At 72.1% G+C, this 22,858-nt stretch carries 16 protein-coding genes; 11 read left to right on the top strand and 5 right to left on the bottom strand.

Annotation, left to right across the window (positions count from 1 at the left end):
• Nucleotides 1-73: 73 nt before the first annotated feature.
• From ACJOT3_RS16420 to gatA, 7 genes are all read left to right on the top strand, one after another.
• Entirely contained in the window at nt 74-706 is a 633-nt protein-coding gene (locus ACJOT3_RS16420; RefSeq protein WP_406973631.1) for a DedA family protein, read from the top strand.
• Between the two features lie 263 nt (nt 707-969).
• Entirely contained in the window at nt 970-2,013 is a 1,044-nt protein-coding gene (locus ACJOT3_RS16415; RefSeq protein ID WP_406973629.1) for a methionine synthase, read from the top strand.
• Between the two features lie 27 nt (nt 2,014-2,040).
• Nucleotides 2,041-4,341, top strand: coding sequence for an NAD-dependent DNA ligase LigA (gene ligA / locus ACJOT3_RS16410; protein WP_406973627.1), 2,301 nt, complete (start codon nt 2,041-2,043; stop codon nt 4,339-4,341).
• Nucleotides 4,342-4,662: 321 nt separating this feature from the next.
• On the top strand, nt 4,663-6,708 hold the full coding sequence (locus ACJOT3_RS16405; RefSeq protein WP_406973625.1) for a putative bifunctional diguanylate cyclase/phosphodiesterase: 2,046 nt from the start codon (nt 4,663-4,665) through the stop codon (nt 6,706-6,708).
• A gap of 311 nt (nt 6,709-7,019) precedes the next feature.
• Nucleotides 7,020-8,252 (top strand): outer membrane protein assembly factor BamB family protein, encoded by a 1,233-nt coding sequence (locus ACJOT3_RS16400; RefSeq protein ID WP_406973623.1) that lies wholly within the window; start codon nt 7,020-7,022, stop codon nt 8,250-8,252.
• 82 nt (nt 8,253-8,334) lie between these two features.
• Complete coding sequence (gatC, locus tag ACJOT3_RS16395; RefSeq protein WP_274809257.1) at nt 8,335-8,634, top strand: Asp-tRNA(Asn)/Glu-tRNA(Gln) amidotransferase subunit GatC; 300 nt, start codon at nt 8,335-8,337, stop codon at nt 8,632-8,634.
• Between the two features lie 2 nt (nt 8,635-8,636).
• Nucleotides 8,637-10,136: an Asp-tRNA(Asn)/Glu-tRNA(Gln) amidotransferase subunit GatA gene (gatA, locus tag ACJOT3_RS16390; protein ID WP_406973621.1), complete on the top strand. Its 1,500-nt coding sequence runs from the start codon at nt 8,637-8,639 to the stop codon at nt 10,134-10,136.
• Nucleotides 10,137-10,291: 155 nt separating this feature from the next.
• Here gatA and ACJOT3_RS16385 read toward each other — a convergent pair whose 3' ends face one another.
• The 5 genes from ACJOT3_RS16385 to ACJOT3_RS16365 form a co-directional block, all read right to left on the bottom strand.
• On the bottom strand, nt 10,292-11,092 hold the full coding sequence (locus ACJOT3_RS16385; protein ID WP_406973619.1) for a nucleotidyltransferase domain-containing protein: 801 nt from the start codon (nt 11,090-11,092) through the stop codon (nt 10,292-10,294).
• Between the two features lie 129 nt (nt 11,093-11,221).
• Nucleotides 11,222-12,331, bottom strand: coding sequence for a thioester domain-containing protein (locus ACJOT3_RS16380; protein WP_406973617.1), 1,110 nt, complete (start codon nt 12,329-12,331; stop codon nt 11,222-11,224).
• A 230-nt stretch (nt 12,332-12,561) separates the two neighbouring features.
• Nucleotides 12,562-13,779 (bottom strand): thioester domain-containing protein, encoded by a 1,218-nt coding sequence (locus ACJOT3_RS16375; protein ID WP_406973615.1) that lies wholly within the window; start codon nt 13,777-13,779, stop codon nt 12,562-12,564.
• Between the two features lie 277 nt (nt 13,780-14,056).
• Nucleotides 14,057-15,271 (bottom strand): thioester domain-containing protein, encoded by a 1,215-nt coding sequence (locus tag ACJOT3_RS16370; protein WP_406973613.1) that lies wholly within the window; start codon nt 15,269-15,271, stop codon nt 14,057-14,059.
• Between the two features lie 381 nt (nt 15,272-15,652).
• On the bottom strand, nt 15,653-16,783 hold the full coding sequence (locus ACJOT3_RS16365) for a Cys-Gln thioester bond-forming surface protein (RefSeq protein ID WP_406973611.1): 1,131 nt from the start codon (nt 16,781-16,783) through the stop codon (nt 15,653-15,655).
• Nucleotides 16,784-17,024: 241 nt separating this feature from the next.
• On the opposite strand from ACJOT3_RS16365, the gene gatB reads away from it, so the two are divergent.
• The 4 genes from gatB to ACJOT3_RS16345 all read left to right on the top strand — a co-directional run.
• The gene (gatB, locus tag ACJOT3_RS16360) at nt 17,025-18,521 is read left to right on the top strand and encodes an Asp-tRNA(Asn)/Glu-tRNA(Gln) amidotransferase subunit GatB (protein ID WP_406973648.1); all 1,497 of its coding nucleotides are present in this window, start codon (nt 17,025-17,027) and stop codon (nt 18,519-18,521) included.
• A gap of 419 nt (nt 18,522-18,940) precedes the next feature.
• Nucleotides 18,941-21,646 carry a putative bifunctional diguanylate cyclase/phosphodiesterase gene (locus ACJOT3_RS16355; protein ID WP_406973609.1) on the top strand — a complete coding sequence of 902 codons (2,706 nt, stop codon included), beginning with the start codon at nt 18,941-18,943 and terminating at the stop codon, nt 21,644-21,646.
• Between the two features lie 73 nt (nt 21,647-21,719).
• Nucleotides 21,720-22,325, top strand: coding sequence for a hypothetical protein (locus ACJOT3_RS16350; RefSeq protein ID WP_406973607.1), 606 nt, complete (start codon nt 21,720-21,722; stop codon nt 22,323-22,325).
• Between the two features lie 48 nt (nt 22,326-22,373).
• On the top strand, nt 22,374-22,858 hold a 485-nt coding region (locus ACJOT3_RS16345), incomplete at its 3' end, for a winged helix-turn-helix domain-containing protein (protein ID WP_406973606.1).

Genomic DNA, 22,858 nt, shown 5'->3' with positions numbered 1-22,858 from the left:
TCCGACCTTTGCCCCTTGCCCGGGTTAGGTAAGGCAATGCAAACTCAGGGGGTCAAGGTTGGGAGACCCGTCCATGCCCCAGTTCGCTTTCCTCGAAGGACAACCCTTCTGGGTCGTCTACTTCACCCTGCTCGTCGTCATCCTGCTGCGCGCCCCCGCGACGTACTGGATCGGCCGCGGGCTGGGCGCCGGGGTGAACCGCAGCCGCGTGGGCACGCGCCTGGGACCCCGCCTGGACCGGGCCAAGAACCTCGTGGACCGCTACGGCGCGCCCGTGGTCACCCTGAGCTTCTTCACCGTCGGCATGCAGACCGCCATCAACCTGTCCGCCGGGGTGGTGCGGATGCGCTTCCCGCGCTACTTCGCCGCCGTGTTCGTGGGCGGCCTGGCCTGGGCGGGCCTGTGGGGCATGGTCATCGCCGGGATCGTCGGCACCTGGCTGAAGCTCTTTTTGGACTCGCCGTGGACCGCGCTCGGCGTCATCGCCGCGGCCGCGGTGCTGGTCACCGCCATGGTCGTGGTGCGCCGCCGCCGGGGCCGCGGGGCGGCGACCGCCGAGCAGAACGCCGATGCCGACGCCGACCCGGCCGAGGACACCGCGGAGGACACCGCCGCCGGGGACGTTGCGGCCGAGGGAGCCGAGGGCGGCGCGGCCGAGGCCCGCTCCCAGGAGCGGCACGCCGCCGAGCGCACCGCTACCGCCTGACCCCGCCGCCGTCCGGCACACGCCCGACTTTGCTCGGCCGTCCGCGCACGCGCCCGCCGTGTGATGCCGTGGACCGCCGTCGCCCGGCCCGAGCCACCGCTCGACACCACCGGGCGGCACGGGTCGCCGCCTGACGCCGCCGGGCAGCGCCCGCCGCGTGGGGCGGTGGGCCACCGCCGCCCTGCCCCGAGCCACCGCCTGACCCCGCCGGGCTGGGGCGGCGTACCGTTCCTTGGGGCGTCGTTGCCCTAACCTTGGGCGATGTGAGCGAACAGCATCCCTACCCCTGGCCCGCCGCCTCCTCCACCGGGGTCGGGTCCTGGCCCGGCGAGGACCCCGACGAGGCGGTCCGTACCGTCCTGGGCGAACTCCCCGACCTGCCGCACCTGCCCGAACTGCCCGACCGCGGGGTCGGCGCGGACATGATCGGCCGCACCGCCGGGCTCCTGGTGGAGTTCCCGGTGGAGGTCCAGCCCACCGGCTGGCGCGTCGCCGACACCCCCGGCCGCGACCTGTACCGCGCCCACGGGTTCCTCTCCCGCGACCTGGACGTCCTCGCCGAGCACGCCCACGCCTACGAGGGCGCCCTCAAGATCCAGGTGGCCGGCCCCTGGACCATGGCGGCCTCCGTCGAGTTGCGCAACGGCCAGCGCATGGCCGCCGACCCCGGCGCCTACCGCGACCTGGCCGCCTCCCACCTGGAGGGCGTGCGCGCGCACATCGCCGAGGCCCGCAAGCGGGTGCCCGGCGCCCGCCTCCTGGTCCAGGTCGACGAGCCCGCGCTGCCCGCCGTCCTGCTGGGCGCCCTGCCCACCGCCAGCGGCTACGGGACGCTGCGCGCCGTGGACCGGGCCCGGGTGGAGGAGGCGCTGCGCACCCTGTTCGGCGCCATCGAGGCGGCCGGGGCGGTCCCCGTCGCCCACTGCTGCGCCGCCAACGCCCCCCTGGACCTGCTGCGCCGCAGCGGCGCGCGGGCGCTGAGCCTGGACGCCGCGCTGCTCGACCGGCGCCACGACGACATGGTCGGCACCGCCGTCGAGGCCGGCGTCGGCCTGCTGCTGGGTGTCGTTCCGGCGGTCGATCCGCCCCCCGCGCAGCGCGATCGAATGTCCGACCCGGCGACTAACGTCGAGGTCGTACGCGAGTTGTGGAACCGGCTGGGTTTCGGCCCTGACCTGCTGACCCGTGCGGTGGTGCCCACCCCCGCGTGCGGGCTGGCCGGTGCCTCCCCCAAGCACGCCCGGGCGGCCCTCAAGGCCGTGCGGGACGGGGCCAGGGTCCTGCGGGACGAGCCCCACAGGTCGTAGTCGAGCACGAGACGGAAAGGCGGCCACGTGGCGCCCGAGAACAGCACCGAGATCCCCGACGAGGCGCGCAACCGGCACGAGGAGCTCTCCCAGGAGCTGGACGACCACAGCTACCGCTACTACCTGGGCAAGCCCATCGTCTCCGACGCCGAGTACGACGCCCTCATGGGCGAGCTGCGCGGGATCGAGGAGGAGTACCCGCAGCTCATCACCCAGGACTCGCCCACCCAGAAGGTCGGCGCGCCCATCAGCGTCGACTTCGCCGCGGTCGAGCACCTGGTGCGCATGGAGAGCCTGGGCAACGCCTTCGACTTCGACGAGCTGAACGCCTGGGCGGACCGGGCCTCGGCGGAGGTGCCCGTGGGCGCCTACCTGTGCGAGCTGAAGATCGACGGCCTGGCCGTGGACCTGGTGTACGAGAAGGGCCGCCTGGTGCGCGCCGCCACCCGCGGCGACGGCCGGGTGGGCGAGGACATCACCCTCAACATCCGCACCATCGACGTGGTGCCCGAGCGGCTCGACGAGAGCGTGCGCCCGGCGCCCGAGCTGCTGGAGGTGCGCGGCGAGGTGTTCCTGCCGGTGGAGGCGTTCGAGGCGCTCAACCGGCGGATCACCGAGAGCGGCGAGCACACCCCCTTCGCCAACCCGCGCAACGCCGCCGCCGGGTCGCTGCGGCAGAAGGACCCGCGGGTCACCGCCACCCGGCCGCTGTCGATGATCGTGCACGGCGTGGGCGCCTATACCCCGGCGCCGGGCTCGGAGGACGTGGCGTTCACGAGCCAGTCGCAGGCGTACGCCCTGCTCGGGGAGTGGGGGCTGCCGCTCAGCGACCGCTACAAGGTCGTGTCCACCATGGACGAGGTGCGCGCCTACGTCTCCTACTACCGGGAGCACCGGCACGAGCCCGCCTACGAGATCGACGGCATCGTCATCAAGGTGGACGACTTCGCGCTCCAGCGGCGGCTGGGCTCCACCAGCCGCGCCCCGCGCTGGGCGATCGCCTACAAGTACCCGCCCGAGGAGGTCACCACCAGGCTGGTGGACATCAAGGTGGGCGTGGGCCGCACCGGCCGGGTCACCCCGTACGGCGTGATGGAGCCGGTGTTCGTCGCCGGGTCCGAGGTGGAGTTCGCCACCCTGCACAACGCCCAGGAGGTCGCGCGCAAGGGCGTGCTCATCGGCGACACCGTGGTGCTGCGCAAGGCGGGCGACGTCATCCCCGAGATCGTCGGCCCGGTGGAGGAGAAGCGCGACGGCAGCGAACGGCCGTTCGTCATGCCGGAGAAGTGCCCCGAGTGCGGCACCCCGCTGGGCCAGCAGAAGGAGGGCGACGTCGACCTGCGCTGCCCCAACGCCCGCTCCTGCCCCGGGCAGCTGCGCGAACGGCTGTTCTTCGTGGCCGGCCGCAAGGCCCTGGACATCGAGGCGCTCGGGTACGTGGCGGCCACCGCGCTCACCCAGCCGCTGGAGCCCGCCGACGCCCCGATCAAGGACGAGGGCGACCTGTTCTACCTCACCGTCGAGCAGCTGCTGCCGATCCGCACGTACGTGCTCGACCCCGACACCTCCGAGCCCAAGACCGACCCCAAGACCGGCGAGCCCAAGGTCGTCTCGTTCTTCGCCAACCTCAAGGGCGAGCCCAAGAAGACCGTGGAGAAGCTGTTCGAGCAGCTGGAGATCGCCAAGACGCGGCCGCTGTGGCGGGTGCTGGTGGCGCTGTCCATCCGGCACGTGGGCCCGCGCGCCGCCGAGGACCTGGCCCGGGCCTTCCGGTCGATGGACGCCATCCGCGCCGCCTCGGAGGAGGAGCTGGCCGCGGTGGACGGGATCGGGCCGACCATCGCCCGCTCCATCCGGGAGTGGTTCGAGGTGGACTGGCACCGGGAGATCGTCGCCAAGTGGGCGGCGGCCGGGGTGCGCATGGAGGACGAGGTCGACGAGGCCATCTCGGGCGTGCTGGACGGGGTGACCGTGGTGGTCACCGGCTCGCTGGAGGGCTTCACCCGGGACGGGGCCAAGGAGTCCATCGCCGAGCGCGGCGGGCGGGCCACGGCGTCGGTGTCCAAGAAGACCGGGTTCGTGGTGGTGGGGGACAGCCCCGGGTCCAAGTACGACAAGGCCGTCAAGCTGGGCGTGCCGATTTTGGACGAGCAGGGGTTCCGGGTGCTGCTGGAGGCGGGGCCGGAGGCCGCGGAGAAGGTGCGGATCAACCCGCCGACGGAGGAGCCCGAGGCCGAGGCCGCAGAGGCCGAGGCGGCGGAGGGGGCCGCGGCCGCTGAGGCGGAGGCCGCCGAGCCCAAGGCCGGGGAGGCCGCCGAGCAGGCGTGACACGCCCGGTGCGGCGGCCCGGGAACCCCCCGACACGCACGCCCGTTCGACGGGTTGCGGGGCGGGGTTCGTTCCGGGCCGCCGTATCTTTTTTCCGGTTCAGGCCACAATCGCCCCGCCTCTTGGTTAACTGATAGTTCCGAACAGGCGACACTTGGTGACGAAGCGGCGTAAGGTGGACACCGTGCCCCGGATAACGGGCGCCACCGATCCCGGGATTCGGTCATGGAGGGGTGACCGCTCCCGCAGGCCGGAACCATCAGGAGCCGCGGCACCGACCGTGCCGCCGGTCTCCGCGTCCCCCTCATGAGGACAGCACGCATGAGAGACCCCATCAGCACCCGGGACCTCGGCCCCCGCGCCGGAACCCCGCTCTGGCTGTACATGGCGGGCACCGTCGCCGCCGGGACGCTCCTGCTCGCCGCCGCCCTGCTGTGGGCCGGCCCCGAGCTGCTCCCGTACGCCGTCGAACCCCTCACCTGGGTCCTGCTCGCCATGGTCGTGCTGGGCGAGCTGCGCCCCATCTCCATCCCCGGGCAGGCGCCCGGCGACGGCGCCCCCACCTCGCTGCCGTTCTCCCTGGCCCTGGTCATCTTCCAGGGCCTGCCGCTGGCCGGGCTCGTCCAGGCCGCCGCCACCGTCATCGCCGGGTTCGCGCGCGGGCACGCCGCCCACCGCACCGCGTTCAACGCCGCCCAGTACGTGCTCTCCCTGGGCGCCGCCGACGCCGTCCTGCGCCTGGCCCTGCCGCCGCTGCGCGCCACCGGGTGGATCCCCGCCGGCGAGGACCTGGTCGCCATCGGCCTGGCCGGGGCCGCCTACTTCGTGGTCAACCGGGTGCTCGTGACCTGCGCCGTCGCCATGCACGAACGCGTGCCGCTGCCTCAGGTCATGTTCAAGGGCATCGGCAGACAGGCCCGCATCAACGCCGTCCTCATCGCCATGGCGCCCCTGGTCGTCGTCGCCGCCACCCACTCGGTGCTGTACGTGCCGCTGTTCGCGCTGCCGCTCATCGCCCTGCACACCAGCGCCCTGCTGTCGGTCAAACGCGACCACCAGGCCAACCACGACGAGCTCACCGGCCTGGCCAACCGCAAACTCCTCACCGTCCGCGCCCACCAGGAGATCGACGCCGCCCGCAGGCGCGGCGGCCGGGTCGGCCTGCTCCTGCTCGACCTGGACCGGTTCAAGGAGGTCAACGACACCCTCGGGCACCCCACCGGGGACCGGCTGCTCCAGACCGTCGCCGGGCGGCTCACCCACAGCGTCCGCCCCGGCGACCTCGTCGCCCGGCTCGGCGGCGACGAGTTCGCCGTGCTGCTGCCCCAGGTCCGCGACACCGAGGCCGCCGCCGAGGTCGCCGCCCGGCTGCGCGGCGCCCTCAGCGAACCCGTCCGCCTCGACGGCATGGACCTCGACCTGGAGGCCAGCATCGGCATCGCCCTGCACCCCGAGGACGCCGTCGACTTCGAGCACCTCATGCAGCGCGCCGACGTCGCCATGTACGTCGCCAAGTCCGCCCGCTCGGGGGTGGAGTCCTACGACCCCGGCAAGGACCGCAACTCCACCGCCCGGCTCAGCCTGTTCAGCGAACTGCGCCGCGGGCTCACCGAGGGCGCCCTGGAGATGCACTACCAGCCCAAGGTCAGCCTCGACGACGGGCGCGCCGTCGGGCTGGAGGCCCTGGCCCGCTGGCGGCACCCGGCCCGGGGGCTGCTGGAGCCCGGCGAGTTCATGCCCGTCGTGGAGGAGTCCCACCTGTTCCGGGCGTTCACCGGGCAGGTCCTGGACATCACCCTGGCCCGGGCCGCCCGCTGGCGCGAGAGCGGCGTGCTGCTGCCCGTCTCCGTCAACCTCGGCGTGCGCGAACTCCTCCACCCCGACCTGCCCGACACCGTTGCCGCAGCCCTGGCCGAACACGGGATCCCGCCCGAGCGGCTGGTCCTGGAGATCGGCGAGAACGCCCTCATCACCGACACCGAGGCCGCCACCGCCGCCGTCCACCGGCTGCGCGACCTGGGCGTGGGGCTGGCCCTGGACGACTTCGGGACCGGCCACTTCACCCTGGTCCAGCTCGCCGGGCTGCCGCTGGACGAGGTCAAGATCCACGGGTCCTTCACCGCCCGCCTCACCGACGGCACCGGCAACGGGCCCACCGTCGTCCGCGCCGCCATCGCCCTGGTCAACGCGCTCGGCATGCGCGCCACCGCCGAGGGCGTCCAGACCCGCGCCCTGGCCGAGGCCGCCCGCGACACCGGCTGCCAGGCCGCCCAGGGCCACTACTTCGCCCGCCCCATGCCCGCCGCCGACATCCCCGCCTGGCTCGCCGCCCGCACCAGGGGCGCCGATACCCGGTCACACGGATGACCGTTTTCGGCCACAGAAAACCCTCATCCCGTGAAATCACCGTAGGTATGCGGCTGCTAACTTGAACGCCGTCCCAGTTGCCCGGAGCGGACGGAGGCCTCCCCCATGCCTGAGAACACGGTCGGCGCCAATGCCGAAGGCGCCTATGGGTGGGTGGAGGATTTCATTCGAGATTTAGAAGACTGGGAACAAGTGGGAAGGTGTCCGTGTGCCTTGATTGAAGTTGGGGTGGTGGGTCCTGGAAATAGATTAGGTTGAGGCTTGTGGGAAATTTTGCATTGGCATCTCGTTTTTCCGTGCCAACTGTTCTGTTGTTCCTTCTCGCCGGGTGTTCGTTCTTCGGTGTCGAGTCCAGCACGCATGAGCCCGGGGAAGCACCGGAGTACCGAGAGGTGGTCGAAGAGGTCTCCTGGACGTGGGAGGCGCCCCGGGGCAGTGAATCGGTCGCCATCGCTCAGACCGGGCAGGGGGCCCTGGTCATTCTGGACAATGGGGCCGTCGCACTGTCCGGGGAGACCGGAGAAGAACTCTGGTCCTACCGTGACACCGACCGGGAGCTCCTGGGCGTTGTAACGGACAACGGCGCCCATGTCGTGCTCCACGACGAAGAAGAGTCCTGGACCGTTGTCCTGGAAAGGGACACCGGACGGGTCGTCCACGAGTACACCCTCGACCTTTCCGAACTCGACCACATCTGGAATTTCTCCTCCTGGAACTTGAGGGATGAGCTGTCCGGTGTCACGGGGGACACCTGGGTCCTCGCCGATTCGCCGAACTCCATCAGTTCCTTTGACCTGGACACGGGTGAGGCGGTCTGGAGCGCTGAGGACGTTCCGAACTGTCCACATGAGGGATGGGTCGACGACCTGGTCGTGTGGGATGAGGTCGTGGTCGCCGCCACCACGTGCTTCGAGCAGCCGGAGGACCAAGAGAGCGTGGCGCGTACAGTCGGCTGGGACTTCACCTCGGAGTTCGTGGGCCTGAACCCGGAGACGGGTGAGGAGCTCTGGCGTGTTGAGCACTCCATTGGTGAAACGCCCTCTGACTCCCTGGACCGGGAGATCGTTCCTCGTCCCGGGGGTCTGGTCCTCGTTCGCCACGCTTACCCCCACAAGTGGGGGATCTCGCTGCTCGACGTCGAGGCGGGTGAGGCCACCGATCTCAAGGAAACCGAGCTGCTGTGGACTTCGCCGGACGGATCGCTGCTGGGTCTGTGGGACACAGAGACCGGTGATTACCGTATCCAGAGCCGGTCCGGGAGGACCGAGCGGACGCTGGATCGCGGGGATGTGTCCATGCGCAGTGATCTCGTGGCCGATGGGTATCGGGTCGGCCTGGCAGGTGGGGTGCTCTATATCTCGGACCGGGTGGACGACGCCTCGGCTCCAGAGGGGTTCGCGCGCTTCGAGGGCGCCGGTGGCTCCTCGGTCTTCACACTGAGCTCGGAGGGGGAGCTCGGCGTCCACTCCGCGATCAGTGTTCCCGGGGCCGTGGCCGTCCTCTTCACTTCCGGCGACGGGAGAGGTGTCATGGGCCTCCGGTGACGGCGAACGGGGACGCGCGGCGGACTCGGGCCAATAGGATTGTGCTGATCATCCGTCCGCCGAAGAAACGGTTCAGTCACTCATGACCGCCATCACCCGCGATGAGGTCGCGCACCTCGCCCGGTTGTCGCGGCTGGCGCTCGACGAGAGCGAGCTCGACACGCTCGCCGCCCAGCTCGGTGACATCCTCACCGCCGTGGCCAAGGTGCAGGAGGTCGCCCAGGGCGACATCCCGCCGAGCTCGCACGCCCTGCCGCTGACCAACGTCTTCCGTCCCGACGAGGCGCGGCCGTGCCTCACCCCGGAGCAGGCCCTGTCCGGTGCCCCGGCGGTGGAGGACCAGCGGTTCCGGGTCCCGCGGATCCTCGGGGAGGAGGAGTAGCCATGAGCGACATCGTGAGCCTGAGCGCCGCCGACCTCGGCGCGGCGATCAAGGCGGGCGAGGTCTCCGCGCAGGAGGCCGCCACCGCCTACCTGGACCGGATCGAGGCCGTGGACGGCGACATCAACGCCTTCCTCCACGTGCGCCGCGAGACCGCCCTGGAGCAGGCCCGGGCCGTGGACGCCCGCCGCGCCGCGGGCGAGGAGCAGGGCCCGCTGGCCGGCGTGCCCGTCGCCCACAAGGACGTGTTCACCACCAAGGACATGCCCACCACCGCCGCCTCCAAGATCCTGGAGGGCTGGCAGCCGCCCTACGACGCCACCGTCACCGCGCGCCTGCGCGAGGCCGGGCTGGTCATCCTGGGCAAGACCAACATGGACGAGTTCGCGATGGGCTCCTCCACCGAGAACTCCGCCTACCAGGTCACCCGCAACCCGTGGGACACCGACCGCATCCCCGGCGGATCCTCGGGCGGGTCCTCCGCGGCCGTCGCCGCGTTCGAGGCCCCCCTGGCCACCGGCACCGACACCGGCGGGTCCATCCGCCAGCCCGCCGCCGTGTGCGGCCTGGTCGGCGCCAAGCCCACCTACGGCGGCTCGTCCCGGTACGGGATGATCGCGTTCGCCTCCTCCCTGGACACCCCCGGCCCGTTCGCGCGCAACGTGCTCGACGCCGCCCTGCTCCAGGAGGCGTTCTCCGGGCACGACCCGCGCGACTCCACCTCCATCGACGCCCCCGTCCCGCCGATCGTCGAGGCCGCCCGCCGCGGCGACATCGACGGCCTGCGCGTCGGCGTGGTCAAGGAGCTGGACAGCGACGGCTTCCAGGCCGGGGTGCGCCAGCGCTTCCACGAGAGCCTGGAGCTGCTGGAGTCGCTGGGCGCCAAGATCGTCGAGGTGTCCTGCCCCAGCTTCGACGCCGCCCTGTCGGCGTACTACCTCATCGCGCCCAGCGAGTGCTCCTCGAACCTGGCCCGGTTCGACGCCATGCGCTACGGCCTGCGGGTGGGCGACGACGGCACGCGCAGCGCCGAGGAGGTCATGTCGCTGACCCGCGCCCAGGGCTTCGGCCCCGAGGTGAAGCGGCGGATCATGCTGGGCACCTACGCGCTGTCCAGCGGCTACTACGACGCCTACTACGGCAGCGCCCAGCAGGTGCGCACGCTCATCAAGCGCGACTTCGACGCGGCGTTCGAGAACGTGGACGTGCTGGTCTCGCCGACCACGCCGACCACCGCGTTCCCGATCGGCGAGCGCGCCGAGGACCCGATGGCGATGTACCTGGCCGACCTGTGCACCATCCCGTCCAACCTGGCGGGCAACGCGGCGCTGTCGGTGCCGTGCGGCCTGGCGCCGGAGGACGGGCTGCCGGTGGGCCTGCAGATCATGGCCCCGCCGCTGGCCGACGACCGCACCTACCGGGTGGCGGCCGCGGTCGAGCGCGCCCTGGCCGACCGGGACGGCGCCCTCATCGCGCGCAGCCCCTACGCGGTCAACGCCTAGCGGGCGGCGCCCGACGAACGACCGGCGCCCGCCGACCCCGCGAAGGGTCGGCGGGCGCCGTTGTGCGCGCGGCCTTTTGCCGGCCGGTGGGGTGGGTGGGTCGACCTGCGCCGGGGCCGACCCCTCTCCAGCGGCGGGCACCGTCGTGCGCGGGCTCAGGCCAGCCGGTCGGCGATGGCCTCGTGCAGATCGGCCGGATGGGTGACGCCCCACCGGTCGGCCGCCTCGGCCACCAGGTCGCGGGTCCACGCCCAGCTCTCCCGGGCCGCGGCCCGGGTCTCCTCCGGCAGTGCCGGGCCGGTGGTCCGCCGGTATCGCTCCAGATCGGCGGCGGGCACGTCGCGCTCCAGCCCTCGGCTCGGGGTGAGCCAGTGGTCGGTGGAACCGCGCAGCAGCCGCAGCAGCTTGAGCTGCTGCGGGGAGACCATCGCGTGCAGCAGGTTGTGGGCGCGGGCGACCTCCCCGCGGGCGAGCAGGTCGGTGAGCATGAGGGTCCAGACCGCCAGTTCGTCCGCGCCGCGCTGGGCGGTCCCGGCCGGATCCGGGCGCAGGGGTTCGGTGAGGGTCTTCGCGGCCTCGGTGAGCCGCCCGGTGCGGTCGAGCAGGACCGCGGCCCCCGGGTCGGGCAGGTGCACGGAGCCGCGCCAGGACCGGAGCTCCTCCACGGCGTCGGCGGGCTCCACGTGGAACTCGCCCCGCATCAAATCGTCGAAGACCACCGCCAGGATCCCGAACATGTTGGTGCGGGCCAGGCGCACGGGGGCGATCCCCGCGACGAACTCCCGGGCGTCGAACCCCTCCGGGTCCCGGACGTACACGTACGCCTCCAGATCGGAGTGCTCGTCGGCCTCCCCGGTGGTCCACGACCCGTACAGCAGGACGCCTTCCACGCGGGCGTCGCGCTCGGCCAGGCTCCGGAGCCGGTCGACGCGCGCGGCCAGGGTGTGCGGGGGCAAGGGGCCTCCTCGGTGGTGGTGGGACCCATTGTCCCGGGTGGACGGACAGGGGTGGGGACAGGGAACGGGGCCCGGGCCGTGGGGGGTACGGTCCGGGCCCCGGGTTCGGGGGTGTCGGGGCGTGGGCGGTCAGCCCTGCGCGGCCTTGCGGCGCGAGGCCAGGAGGAAGGCGAGACCGCCCAGGACGAGCACCGCGGCGCCCGCCACGAGGGCGGCGACGGCCGGGCCGGTCAGGGCCAGGCCGCGTCGTTCGTCGGCCGCGGCGGCCACCGGGCTCGCGGAGGGGCTCGCGATCGGCGGCGGGGTGCCGCCCGCCTCGTCCCAGGCGGCGGTCACTGTGCGGGAGACGGTGATCTCCCCGTCGGCCGCCGCGATGAGGGTCTGGGTGGGCTCGTCGGCGTCCTCGCCCTTGAACAGGCGCCCGGTCAGCACCGCCGCCTCCGCGGCGAAGGTCAGCTCGGCCCCGCCCGCGGCGGCGTCCGCCGGGACCGAGAGCCCGATCCGGTCGCCGTCCGACACGGACTCGACGGCCTTCCCGGTCGCCAGGTCCACGACCTGCACGCCCGCGGGCGCGTCCAGCTCGACGGGCACGGAGTCGGCGCTGGTCTCCACGGTGAACTCGCCGACGGTCTCCCCGGCCAGCCCCGACGCCTCCTCGGGCGACACCGAAAGGGCGGTCGGCGGCTCGTCGGGCAGCTCCTCGGCGTTGGCGACGAGGTGCTCGTAGAGCTCCACGACCTCCTCCTCGGACACCGTGGGCAGGTCCGGGTTCTGCTCCACCTTCTCCAGGTCGAGCCCGTTGCTGAAGTGCCAGATGGCGGCCTGGGTGGCGGTCAGGGCCTCGGCCTTGGTGAGGCCCGGGATGCCGGTCTCCTCGCGCAGGTCGCCGATCTCCACGACCGGGTAGGAGTTCATGAGGATCCAGTGCACCCTGCCCGGCTCGCTGAAGTCGCCCTCGCCCGGGTAGTCGGCCCAGCTGTCCTCCACGTACCAGGCGTCCCCGACGATCCCGGTCCGGAAGTCGATGCAGTAGGTCGGCAGGACGCGGTCGCCCAGGTCGATGCCGAAGGTCGCGGTGGTGGTGAACTCCTCGCCCTTCATCACGATCCCGTGCCCGTGCTCGTCGACGCCCGTGTACTGGCCGCGGACGGGGTCGGCGGCGGCCGGGACGGCCAGCGGTCCCAGGAGGAGCGCGGTGGCCGCGAGCGCGGCGAGAGCGGGACGGCTGAGGGCGGACACATTCACTGATCTCTTTCCGTCGGGGCGAGCGGAGGGGGAGAGGTGTGCGGGGACCGGGGTGGGGCGCTTGTTCCGCTGGGGGATACCGGCCTGATGGTAGCGATTCATCTCTGTGTGTCCAACCCTCTGTGGTGACGCAAGTGCACTCTGTCCACGATTGGGCTTTTTGTCTGTTGAACACATGACAAAGGGCCCCGTCCTGTACAGGACGGGGCCCAGGGGCGGGGAGATTACTCCTGGCCGGAAGCGGCCTTGCGCTTGCGGCTCAGGTAGATCGCACCGCCGCCGGCGCCGAGGGCGGCGATGCCCGCGGCGACCAGGCCGGCCAGGGCGCCACCGGTGACCGGCAGGCTCGGGCGGTCGTCAGCCGGAGCGCTCGGCTTCGGGGAGGCCGGGGTGGAGGGGGTCTCCGACGGGGTCGGCTCCGGGGTCGGAGTCGGGCCCGGGGTGGGCTCGGGGCTCTCGGTCGGCTCGTCGGACGGGGAGGGGCTCGGGGTGGGCTCCTCGCCGCCGGTCTTCTCGGTCCAGGTGGCGGAGGCCGAGGCGGAGACGGTGACCTTCTCGGTCTTGGCGGTGATCAGCGTCTGGGTGGGCTTGCTCGGGTCCTCGCCCTTGAACAGGCGGCCCGCGGACACCTCGGCGCCGGTCTCCAGGGAGAAGGAGGCCTCGCCCGCCGCGGCGTCGGCCGGGACGTCGAAGCCGACCTTGTCGCCGTTCTCGACGGTGGAGACGGGCTCGCCGGTCGCCAGGTCGACCAGCTCGACGCCCTCGGGGGCGTCGACGACCACCGGCACGGAGGCGGCGTTGGTCTCGATGGTGAACTCGCCGACCTTGGAACCGGCCTCGCCCTCGGCGGTGCCGGGGGTGATGCTCAGCGACGGGCCCGGCTCCTGGGGCAGGTCGACGGCGTTCTCGATCAGGTACTTGTAGACCAGCTCGACACCGTTGGTGTCGCGGGCGGTCACCTTGGCGCCGTTGGTGAAGTGCCAGATCGCGGCCTGGGTGGCGGCGATGGCCTGCTCTTCCTTGAAGCGCTGGGTGGTGCGGGCGTCCAGACCGGCGGCCTCGGCCAGCTGCGCGGCGGAGATCGTCGGGTAGCTGTTCTGGAGGATCCAGTGCACCTTGCCCGGGGCGGCGAAAGCGCCCTGGCCGGGGTAGTTCGCCCAGGCGTCCTCGACGTACCAGGCGCTGCCGCGGATGCCCGTCTTGAGGTCGATGCAGTAGGTGCTGAAGGTGCCGCCGTCCTCCAGCTTGAGGGTGAAGAGCGTCGTGTTCTGGAGGGAGCCGTCGACCTGGACCCGGGCACCGCTCTGAGCCGGGCCCGTGTACTGGGCGCGGACGGCGTTGTCGGCGGCGGCCGGGGCGGCCAGGCCGAGGGCCAGGAGGGCGGCCGCGCCTGCGGCGACGGTCGTGCGCCCGAGGGCACGGGGGAGGGACACGTTCGTCACGTCTCTTCCTTGGGGTTCTGCGGTGCTGGCCGCGAGGGAATCGAGGGTCGCTCGCACGGCCGGAGGATCACCGTGAGGAGTGTGAGCGGGGAGTCGGCGTATACCGCATGACCGATATTAGCGATTTGGGGTGTCCCTACCAAGCCGAGAGGTCCGGTGGCAGGTGGGTCCCAGAGCGCGGTTCGCGGCTCCTGAGAAGTAGACGCCCAGGTGGGGCGAATGGTGCACATGAAAAAGCCCCCTCCCGGAACCGGGAGGGGGCTCTCAGCAGGTGACCTTAGTCCTCGGTGGAGGTACCGGCCGCCTTGCGCTTGCGGCTCAGGTAGATCGCACCGCCGCCGGCGCCGAGGGCGGCGATGCCCGCGGCGACCAGGCCGGCCAGGGCGCCACCGGTGACCGGCAGGCTCGGGCGGTCGTCAGCCGGAGCGCTCGGCTTCGGGGAGGCCGGGGTGGAGGGGGTCTCCGACGGGGTCGGCTCCGGGGTCGGAGTCGGGCTCGGGGTCTCGCTCGGCTCCTCGGACGGGGAGGGGCTCGGGGTCGGCTCCTCGCCGCCGGTCTTCTCGGTCCAGGAGGCCGAGGCGGAGGCGGAGACCTTGGTCTCGCCGCCCTGGGCGGTGATCAGGGTCTGCGTCTTGACCTCGGCGCCCTTGAACAGGCGGCCGGTGGCGACCTTGGCGGTGGTCTCCAGGGAGAAGGAGGCCTCGCCCGCCGCGGCGTCGGCCGGGACGTCGAAGGCGACCTTGTCGCCGTTCTCGACGGTGGTGACCGGCTCGCCGGTCGCCAGGTCGACCAGCTCGACGCCCTCGGGGGCGTCGACGACCACCGGCACGGAGGTCGCGCTGGTCTCGATGGTGAACTCGCCGACCTTGGAACCGGCCTCGCCCTCGGCGGTGCCGGGGGTGATGCTCAGGGTCGCCTCGGGCTCGGAGGTCTGCGGCAGGTCCTCGGCGTTGCCGACGAGGTAGTCGTAGACCTTCTTGACGTTCGCGCTGTTGCCGTCGGCCTTGAGGTTCATGCCGTTGCTGAAGTGCCAGATGGCGGCCTGGGTGGCACCCAGGGCGTCCTTCTGGCTCAGACCGTCGACCCCGGCCGCGGCGCCCAGCGCCTCGGCGCTCACGTTCGGGTAGGAGTTCTGCAGGATCCAGTGGACCTTGGCGGGCTCGGCGAAGTCGCCCTGACCCGGGTAGTTCGCCCACTCGTCCTCGACGTACTTCGCCTGGCTCACGATGCTCGTGCGGAAGTCGATGCAGTACGTGGTGAGGATGGTGCCGTCTTCGAGCTTGAGCTTGAAGAGGCTGGTGGGGGCGCTGCCGCCGTCGAGTTTGACACCGGTGCCGTTCTCGGCGTTGCCGATGTAGGTGCCGGTGACCGCGCCCTCGTACGGGGCGGGGTCGGCGGCCGCGGGGGCGGCCATGCCGAAGGCGAGGAGAGCAGCGGCGGCGGCCGCCAGGCCCGCGCGCCCGGCGGTACGGGGGAGGGAGATCTGAGTCAAGTCGTATCCCGGTGTCTTCTAGGGGTAACCGGATGGAAACGGTTCAGGCCGCGGTGGGGACCGCGGTGTGATCCGTTGCGAAGGACGGACGGTACGAAGCCGCCACATGTGCGTCCGGGTCGGGGGGAGGGCCACGTCGGGGGCAGGCGGCGTGGGGTGCCATGGGTCAGGAGAGGCATGAAGCGTCCCGAGCCCGGGCTGAGCCGTCTCGCGGGGGCGGGCCTTCGGCGCGCCGCACTAGGTCGATCGCCCGCCCGATACTAGCGATCCCATTCGCCACTTCCAACCCGGTTCGCGAAAAAAGTGACCGGATACGGGCGAGAAAAAATGCCACCAGGACAAAGCCGCATTATGGGCGAATGTTATGCAACTGAACGGGGGTCACTCGCGTCGTTTGCGGCCCAGAACCAGGATGATCAGGCCAGATACCACCAGGGCCCCCGCGATGACCAGCAGACCGGACAGCCAGGTGCCCGTCGTCGGCAGGTCCTCCTCGGGGATTCGGTCGGCCTCGCTTGGGGTGGCCTCCGGGCTCGGTGCGACGTCCGCGAGGGGCGCGCTCGGCTCCGGCTCCGGGGTTTCGGACGGGGTTTCGGGCACCGGTGACGGCTCGGCCTCCGGGCTCGGGGCGCGCCAGGTGACCGTCGCCGTGGTGGTGATGGTCGCCTCGCCCGGCTCGGCGGTGACCAGCGGGCGGGTGCGCACCCCGTCGCGGCCGGTGAACAGGCTCCCCTCGGCCAGCGGCAGGTTCTCCCCGCGCACGTGCAGGGTCACCACCCCGGCCGGGACCGACGGGCTCACGTCCAGGTACAGCGCGTTCCCGTCGGCGACCTGGGCGGTCTGGCGGCCCTGCGCGTCCACCAGCCAGGCGGCGGGCGCCCCGCTCAGTGACACGTTCAGCGGCCCGTCGCCGGTGCTCGACACGGTGAGCGGGCCCAGCGGCTCCTGCGGGGCGGTCGCCTCCAGGTGGTCGGGGTCCACGGTCAGCGGGCGCGGGCCCGGAGGCAGGGCGCCGCCGTCCTCCACCAGGTGGTCGTACAGCGCCAGCACGGTCTGGTCGTTGGCCTCGCGGTCGGGCTCGGTGTCCGACAGCACCCGCCACAGGGCGGCCTGGGTGCCCGCGATCGCCTGCTCCTCGCCCAGCGGCAGGCCGATGTCCAGGCTCAGCGACAGCAGGTCCCGGTGCGGGTAGGAGTGGGCGACGATCCACCGCGCCCGGTCGGCGGCCCCGCCCGGGGTGTCGGACCAGTCCGACTCCACGTAGGCGGCACGCCGACGGACCTCACCGCCGGGTGAGGAGGTGTAGGCGCGCACGGCGTCGTCGTTCCCGATCCGCAGGCTGTAGAGCGCGGTGGCCACGGGCTCGCCGCCGGCGGGGACGAGGTCCGTCCCGGCCACGGCGTCGCGGTCCACACGGGAGAAATCGTCGGCGAGGGCGGCCGGGGTACCGGCCAGGGCCGCGATGAGGACGACCGAGGAAAACAGCGCGGCGCACCGACGCAGGACGCCCATCTGCAGCTCCCGTGTTCGGCCTGGCGAAATCGTCTCCTGGGGACATTCAGACTATCGGTCCGGCACCCTCGGTGACGGAGGAACACCTCTACAGTGGCCCGATCGTGCACATCACGTGACATCCGGCGTCGGCCGTGTCACCCCCGGGCGCTCGGTAGGCTGACCTGGAAGGTACGTCCTCTACGGAAACGGGTTTGCGGCGATGGCCCACGCGGTGACTCCCACCACGAACGGCGGCCCGGTGGCCTACGAGCAGGCACTGGCCGATTACGAGCCGGTGCTCGGTCTGGAGACCCACATCGAGCTGGGTACCGCTTCGAAGATGTTCTGCTCCTGCCCGACCGGGTTCGGCGCGGAGCCCAACACCCAGGTGTGCCCGGTCTGCCTGGCGCTGCCCGGCTCCCTGCCGGTGGTCAACGCCAAGGCCGTCGAAGGCGCCATCCGCCTGGGCCTGGCGCTCAACTGCTCCGTCGCCCCCTGGGGCCGGTTCGCCCGGAAGAACTACTTCTACCCGGACATGCCGAAGAACTACCAGATCTCCCAGTACGACGAGCCGATCTGCGTCGACGGGTACCTGGACGTGACGGTGGACACCCCCGAGGGCCCCCGCGAGTTCCGGGTGGAGATCGAGCGCGTCCACATGGAGGAGGACACCGGCAAGACCTCCCACGTGGGCGGGGCCACCGGCCGCATCCACGGCGCCGAGTACTCCATCGTCGACTACAACCGCGCGGGCATCCCGCTGCTGGAGATCGTCACCAAGCCGATCACCGGTACCGGAGAGCTGGCCCCGCTGGTGGCCCGCGCCTACGCCGCCGAGCTGCGCGACCTGGTCCGCTCCCTGGGCATCTCCGACGTCCGCATGGAGGAGGGCTCCATGCGCTGCGACGTCAACGTCTCCATCAACAGGCGCGGCGCCGCCGAGTGGGGCACCCGCAGCGAGACCAAGAACGTCAACTCCCTGCGCTCGGTCGAGCGCGCCGTCCGCTCGGAGATCGAGCGGCAGGCCGGCGTGCTGAACGCGGGCGGCCGGGTCGTCCAGGAGACCCGCCACTTCCAGGAGCACCTCGGCTCCAGCGTCTCGGGCCGCAGCAAGGAAGAGGCCCAGGACTACCGCTACTTCCCGGATCCCGACCTGGTCCCGGTCGCCCCGTCCGCGGAGTGGGTCGAGGAGCTGCGCGCCACCCTGCCGGAGCTGCCCGCCGCCAAGCGGGCCCGCATCCGCGCCGAGTGGAACCTCGGCGACACCGAGCTGCGCGACCTGGTCAACGCCGACGCGGTCGAACTGGTGGAGGCCACCGTCGCCGCCGGGGCGCCCTCGGGCGAGGCCCGCAAGCTGTGGCTGAACGAGCTGTCCCGCCGCGCCACCGAGCAGGAGGTGGAGCTGTCCGCCCTGCCGATCACCCCCGCCCAGGTCGCGCGGGTCATCGCCCTGGTCGCCGAGGGCACGCTCACCAACAAGCTGGCCCGCCAGGTCGTCGAGGGCGTGCTGGCCGGTGAGGGCGAGCCCGACGCGGTCGTCGAGGCCCGCGGCCTCAAGGTCGTCAGCGACGACGGCGCGCTGGGCGCGGCCGTCGACGCCGCCATCGCCGCCGACCCCGACGCCGCGGACAAGGTGCGCGGCGGCAAGGTCGCCGCGGCCGGCGCCCTGGTCGGCGCGGTCATGAAGGCGACCCGCGGCCAGGCCGACGCCGGCCGGGCCCGCCAGCTGATCCTGGAGAGGCTGGGCGTCTCCTGACGCCGTGTGTGCCCGGCGCCACGCCGGGAGCGGGACGGGGCCCGTCCCGCATCCCCTAGGGTTCAGGGTGTGCCGCGGTTCCGGAGGGTGACCGCGGCGCACCCTGAGAGCATTCGGGGACACGGACGACCGCGATCGCGGTCACCGTGGGTGACTACTCCGTCGTCATCTCTCGTCCGGTCCTCAATCGCCATGTGACCTTGGTTGCGTAGGGTTGCGACCGCACGGTGGTGCCACGGTCGACGGCGACCGCCCACCACCGCAACGTCCAGGTCCCGCGAGATCGCCGGTCCACGCGCCGGACGCCCGAGCGCGTCCGGATCCGTCACGACGCGAGGTGGATGCTCCATGTCCGAGGAGAGAGCGTGACCGCGGAGATCCGCCGCGGAGTCCACGGCGCGCCCACTGGGAGGTCGGTAATGGGAACCCGGGCACGTCGCCTGTCGGTCAGCGGGCTCGTCGCCTTGTTCCTCGTCTATCTCGCGGCGACCCTGGTCCCCGTGGGGGAGGGCACCGTCGCGACCCTGCTCGGCGAGTGGCCCGCCTCCGTGGCCGCGGGGGCCGCCGGCGCGTCCCTGCTGCTGGCGTCGCGCCGCTGGGCGGCCACCGGCGCCGACCGGGACGCCCACGCCGACGGTGCCGACGGCCCGGCCGCGCTGCGCAACCTCGGCTTCGCCGCGCTCGCCTGGTGCGCGGGCGGCGTCACCCACGGCATCACCGGGCTGCTCAGCTCCGGGTCGGTGCTGTCGCTGACCCTGGGAGACCTGTTCGCGCTGGCGGCGCTGCCGCTGTTCGTGGTGGGCTTCACCCGCTTCGCCCCCTGGCCGGGCGGGCTGCGCACCGCGCTGCGGCACATCACCGACAGCTACGTGTGCGCGGCCGCCGTGTTCGCCGTGGTGTGGCTGCTGCTGTTCTCGCCGCTGTACAACGAACTGGGCGAGGGCTCGGGGGTGCTGGGCTTCGCCCTGGTGTACCCGGTGGCCGACATCGCCGTGCTGTGCCTGCTGGTCCCGCTGGTCTTCATGTCGCCGCACAGCACCCGGCGGGCGGTGCTGCTGGCGATCGGCGCGCTCATCATCATCGCCGCCTCCGACATGATCGGCGCCATCACCCGTCTGACCGGGCCGCCCGTGATGGGCGGGCTGGAGTACCCCGTCCGCCTGCTGGGGTTCGCGCTGATGGGCGCGCTGCCGTGGCTGGTGGAGCACCGGCCCGGCGCCCGGCCGCGCAAGATCACCGGGCGGGGCCTGTACCGGTTCGCCCCGGAGCTGGCAGCGGTGGGCGCGGTCGCGATCGCCGCGGTGGTGCTCACGGTCGCCGGCCTGCGGCTGCCGGGGGTGGCCCCGGTGCTGCCGCTGGCCGCCGGGACCGCCGTGCTGGTGCTGCTGGTGCGCATGCTCGGGATGCTGGAGGAGAACGCGACCCTCACCCGGATGGTGCGCAACCGCGAGGGGCACTTCCACGAGCTGGCCCGCAACAGCGGCGACGTCATCCTGGTGTTGGACCGCGACGGCGGGGTGTCCTACGTCAGCCCGGGCACCGCCGAGGCGTTCGGGTACCGGCTGGAGGACGTGCTGGCCGCGCCGGTGACCGCGCTCATCCACCCCGAGGACATGGAGCGGACCGAGGCGATCAGCGCCATGTTCGACGAACGCGGCAGCCAGGGCGTCCACCTGCGGCTGCGGGTGCGCGCCGCGGACGGCACCTGGCGGCACACCGAGTCCACGGTGTCGCTGTACGAGCAGCCCGGGGAGCCGGACCGGCTGCTGGTGACCACCCGCGACATCAGCGCCCAGGTGGCGCTCCAGGACGAGGTCGAGCACCTCACCTTCCACGACGGGGTGACGGGGCTGCCCAACCGGGCCTACCTGGAGGAGCGGGCCAGCGACGTGCTGGCGCACCGGGCGATCAGCGACGAGCCCATCGGGGACATCGCGGTGCTCTTCCTGGACCTGGACGGTTTCACCGCGGTCAACGACTCGGCGGGGCACGTGCGCGGCGACCACCTGCTGGCGCAGGCGGCGCGCAGGCTGCGCGGGGAGCTGGAGCCGGGGGCGACGCTGGCGCGCTGGGGCGGCGACGAGTTCGCCGTGCTCATCGAGGGCATCCCGCGGGCGCAGCGGGTGGTGGACCTGGCCGAGCGGCTGGGCCGGGTGATCGCCTCGGAGCCGTTCCAGGTCGCCGACCGGGAACTGGTGCTGACCGCCAGCCTGGGGGTGGCGTTCGCCGAGCCGGACACCGACAGCGGCGACCTGCTGCGCAACGCCGATGTGGCGCTCACCCGGGCCAAGGAGCGCGGGGCGGGCAACGTCGAGGTGTACGCGGCGCACATGCACGACACGGTGGTGTCCCGGCTGGAGTTGCAGATCCGGCTGCGCCGGGCGCTGGCCGAGGGCGAGTTCTTCCTGGAGTACCAGCCCATCGTGGACCTGGGCACGTCCCGGGTGACGTCGGTGGAGGCGCTGGTGCGCTGGAACCGCGACGGCGAGACCGTGGGGCCGGACGGGTTCCTGGGCGCCGCGGAGGAGTCCGGGCTGATCGTGCCGCTGGGCGAGTGGATCCTGCGGGAGGCCTGCGAGAAGGTCGCCGTGTGGCGGGTATCGGACTGGGACATCGGCCTGTCGGTGAACCTGTCCGTCAAGCAGGTGCTGTCGCCGCGCTTCGTGCGGACGGTCGAGTCGGTGCTCGCCGACTCGGGGCTGTCGGCCGAGGTGCTCACCCTGGAGGTCGACGAGGACGTCCTGCTCGACGGCGGCGGCGAGGCGGTCCAGCGCCTGGCCGAGCTCCGGGAGCTGGGCGTGCAGCTGGCCATCGACGACTACGGCATGGGCTACGCGTCGCTGGCGCACCTGCGCCGGCTGAGCGTGGACGCCATCAAGATCGACCCGTCGTTCATCGCCGACCTGGGCGGCGACGACACGGTCACCCTGCTCACGCACACGATCATCCAGCTCGGCCGCGACCTGGGCGTCCAGGTGGTCGCCGAGGGCATCGAGCGCCCCGAGCAGCTGGAGCAGCTGCGCGCGATGGGCTGTGACCGCGGCCAGGGCTTCCTGGTCGCCCGCCCGATGGCCGCCTCGGGCGTGGAGTCCCTCGTCGGCGGCGAGGCCGGCGCCAACCTGTAGGACAATTCGTACGTATTGCGGATATAGCGTCGTTCACCTGCGGAAACGCGGATGTGCCCGCTACTTTTCCACCATGCCCTCTTATCAGCACGAGTTCCCCCTCGACCTGATCCGGAATGAGCCGGAGTCGGCGGTGGAACTCCTCAAGGAACTCACCGGCGATCCACTGCCGGAGTTCACCCATGTCCGCTGTGACGCCGCCGAAGCGACCAGCACGGCGGTGGCACACCTGACCTCCGACTCGGTGGTGGTCTGTGAGCGCCCGCCCCGTTCCGGGGAAGAACCCGGTAAGCCCGTCCCGGTGCTGGCGATCATGGTCGAACCCCAGAATTCCAAGGACGCCCGGAAGTTCTACAGCTGGCCCGCCTACGTCGCCAACGTTCGCTGGCGCCTGAGGTGTCCGGTGGCCCTGCTGGCCGTCGTTCCCTCATCGGGGATAGCCGACTACTACTCCAAGCCCATCGACCTGGGATGCGGGGAGATCCGTCCCCGGATCCTGGCCCTGGACACCCTCAAACCGATCACCGATCTGAAGACGGCCGCGGCCCAGCCGATGCTGACCATCCTGGCCCTGGCCAACAATCCGCCCAAGGGAGAGCACGAAGCGGCGCTGTACGCCCTGAACGCCGCTCTGGACACCATCGATGGTTCGTCCTCCTCGCTGTACTCTGACTACTGATCTTTGATGTGTGGGTTGACAGCCGAGCGAGCTGGGAAAACCCTGGCCATGGAGCTTCCCCTCTCCTCTCCCCGCACTCCTGCCGAGTACGAGAAACGACGCCTGGTCGCCGCGGAGCTGTTCGACCAGGGCGAGCTGTCCCAAGCCGCGATCGCCCGCCTGCTCGGCGTGAGCAGACAAGCCGTCCACAAGTGGCACACCGCCTGGAAGAACGAGGGCCCCGCCGCGCTGGCCGCCCGGCCCCGCGGCGCCGAACCCTTCCTGAACGGCGAGCAGGAGCGGGCCCTGGCCGCCCTGCTCGACTCCAGCCCCACCGAGCACGGATGGCCCGACCAGTCCTGGACCCTGGACCGGGTCAACCACCTCATCAACGAACGCTTCCACGTCTCCTACGCCGACCCCTCCGGGGTGTGGCGACTACTGCAACGTATGGGCTTCTCCCACCAGGTGCCCGCGACGCGGGCCGCCGAACGCGATGAGGAAGAGGTCGACCGGTGGCGCACCCAGGTGTGGCCCCGGGCCAAAAGAGGACG

It is taken from the genome of Nocardiopsis protaetiae (genome assembly GCF_045446735.1).
GTDB classification, from domain to species: domain Bacteria; phylum Actinomycetota; class Actinomycetes; order Streptosporangiales; family Streptosporangiaceae; genus Nocardiopsis; species Nocardiopsis protaetiae.
This window is presented reverse-complemented; position numbering and strand designations above follow the sequence as displayed.

Excerpts from the sequence above, each read along its gene's own strand:
- ACJOT3_RS16420 (WP_406973631.1), top strand. The coding sequence starts at position 74 with ATGCCCCAGTTCGCTTTCCTCGAAGGACAACCCTTCTGGGTCGTCTAC.
- ACJOT3_RS16405 (WP_406973625.1), top strand. The coding sequence starts at position 4,663 with ATGAGAGACCCCATCAGCACCCGGGACCTCGGCCCCCGCGCCGGAACC.
- gatC (WP_274809257.1), top strand. The coding sequence starts at position 8,335 with ATGACCGCCATCACCCGCGATGAGGTCGCGCACCTCGCCCGGTTGTCG.
- gatA (WP_406973621.1), top strand. The coding sequence starts at position 8,637 with ATGAGCGACATCGTGAGCCTGAGCGCCGCCGACCTCGGCGCGGCGATC.
- ACJOT3_RS16365 (WP_406973611.1), bottom strand. The coding sequence starts at position 16,783 with ATGGGCGTCCTGCGTCGGTGCGCCGCGCTGTTTTCCTCGGTCGTCCTC.
- ACJOT3_RS16355 (WP_406973609.1), top strand. The coding sequence starts at position 18,941 with ATGGGAACCCGGGCACGTCGCCTGTCGGTCAGCGGGCTCGTCGCCTTG.
- ACJOT3_RS16350 (WP_406973607.1), top strand. The coding sequence starts at position 21,720 with ATGCCCTCTTATCAGCACGAGTTCCCCCTCGACCTGATCCGGAATGAG.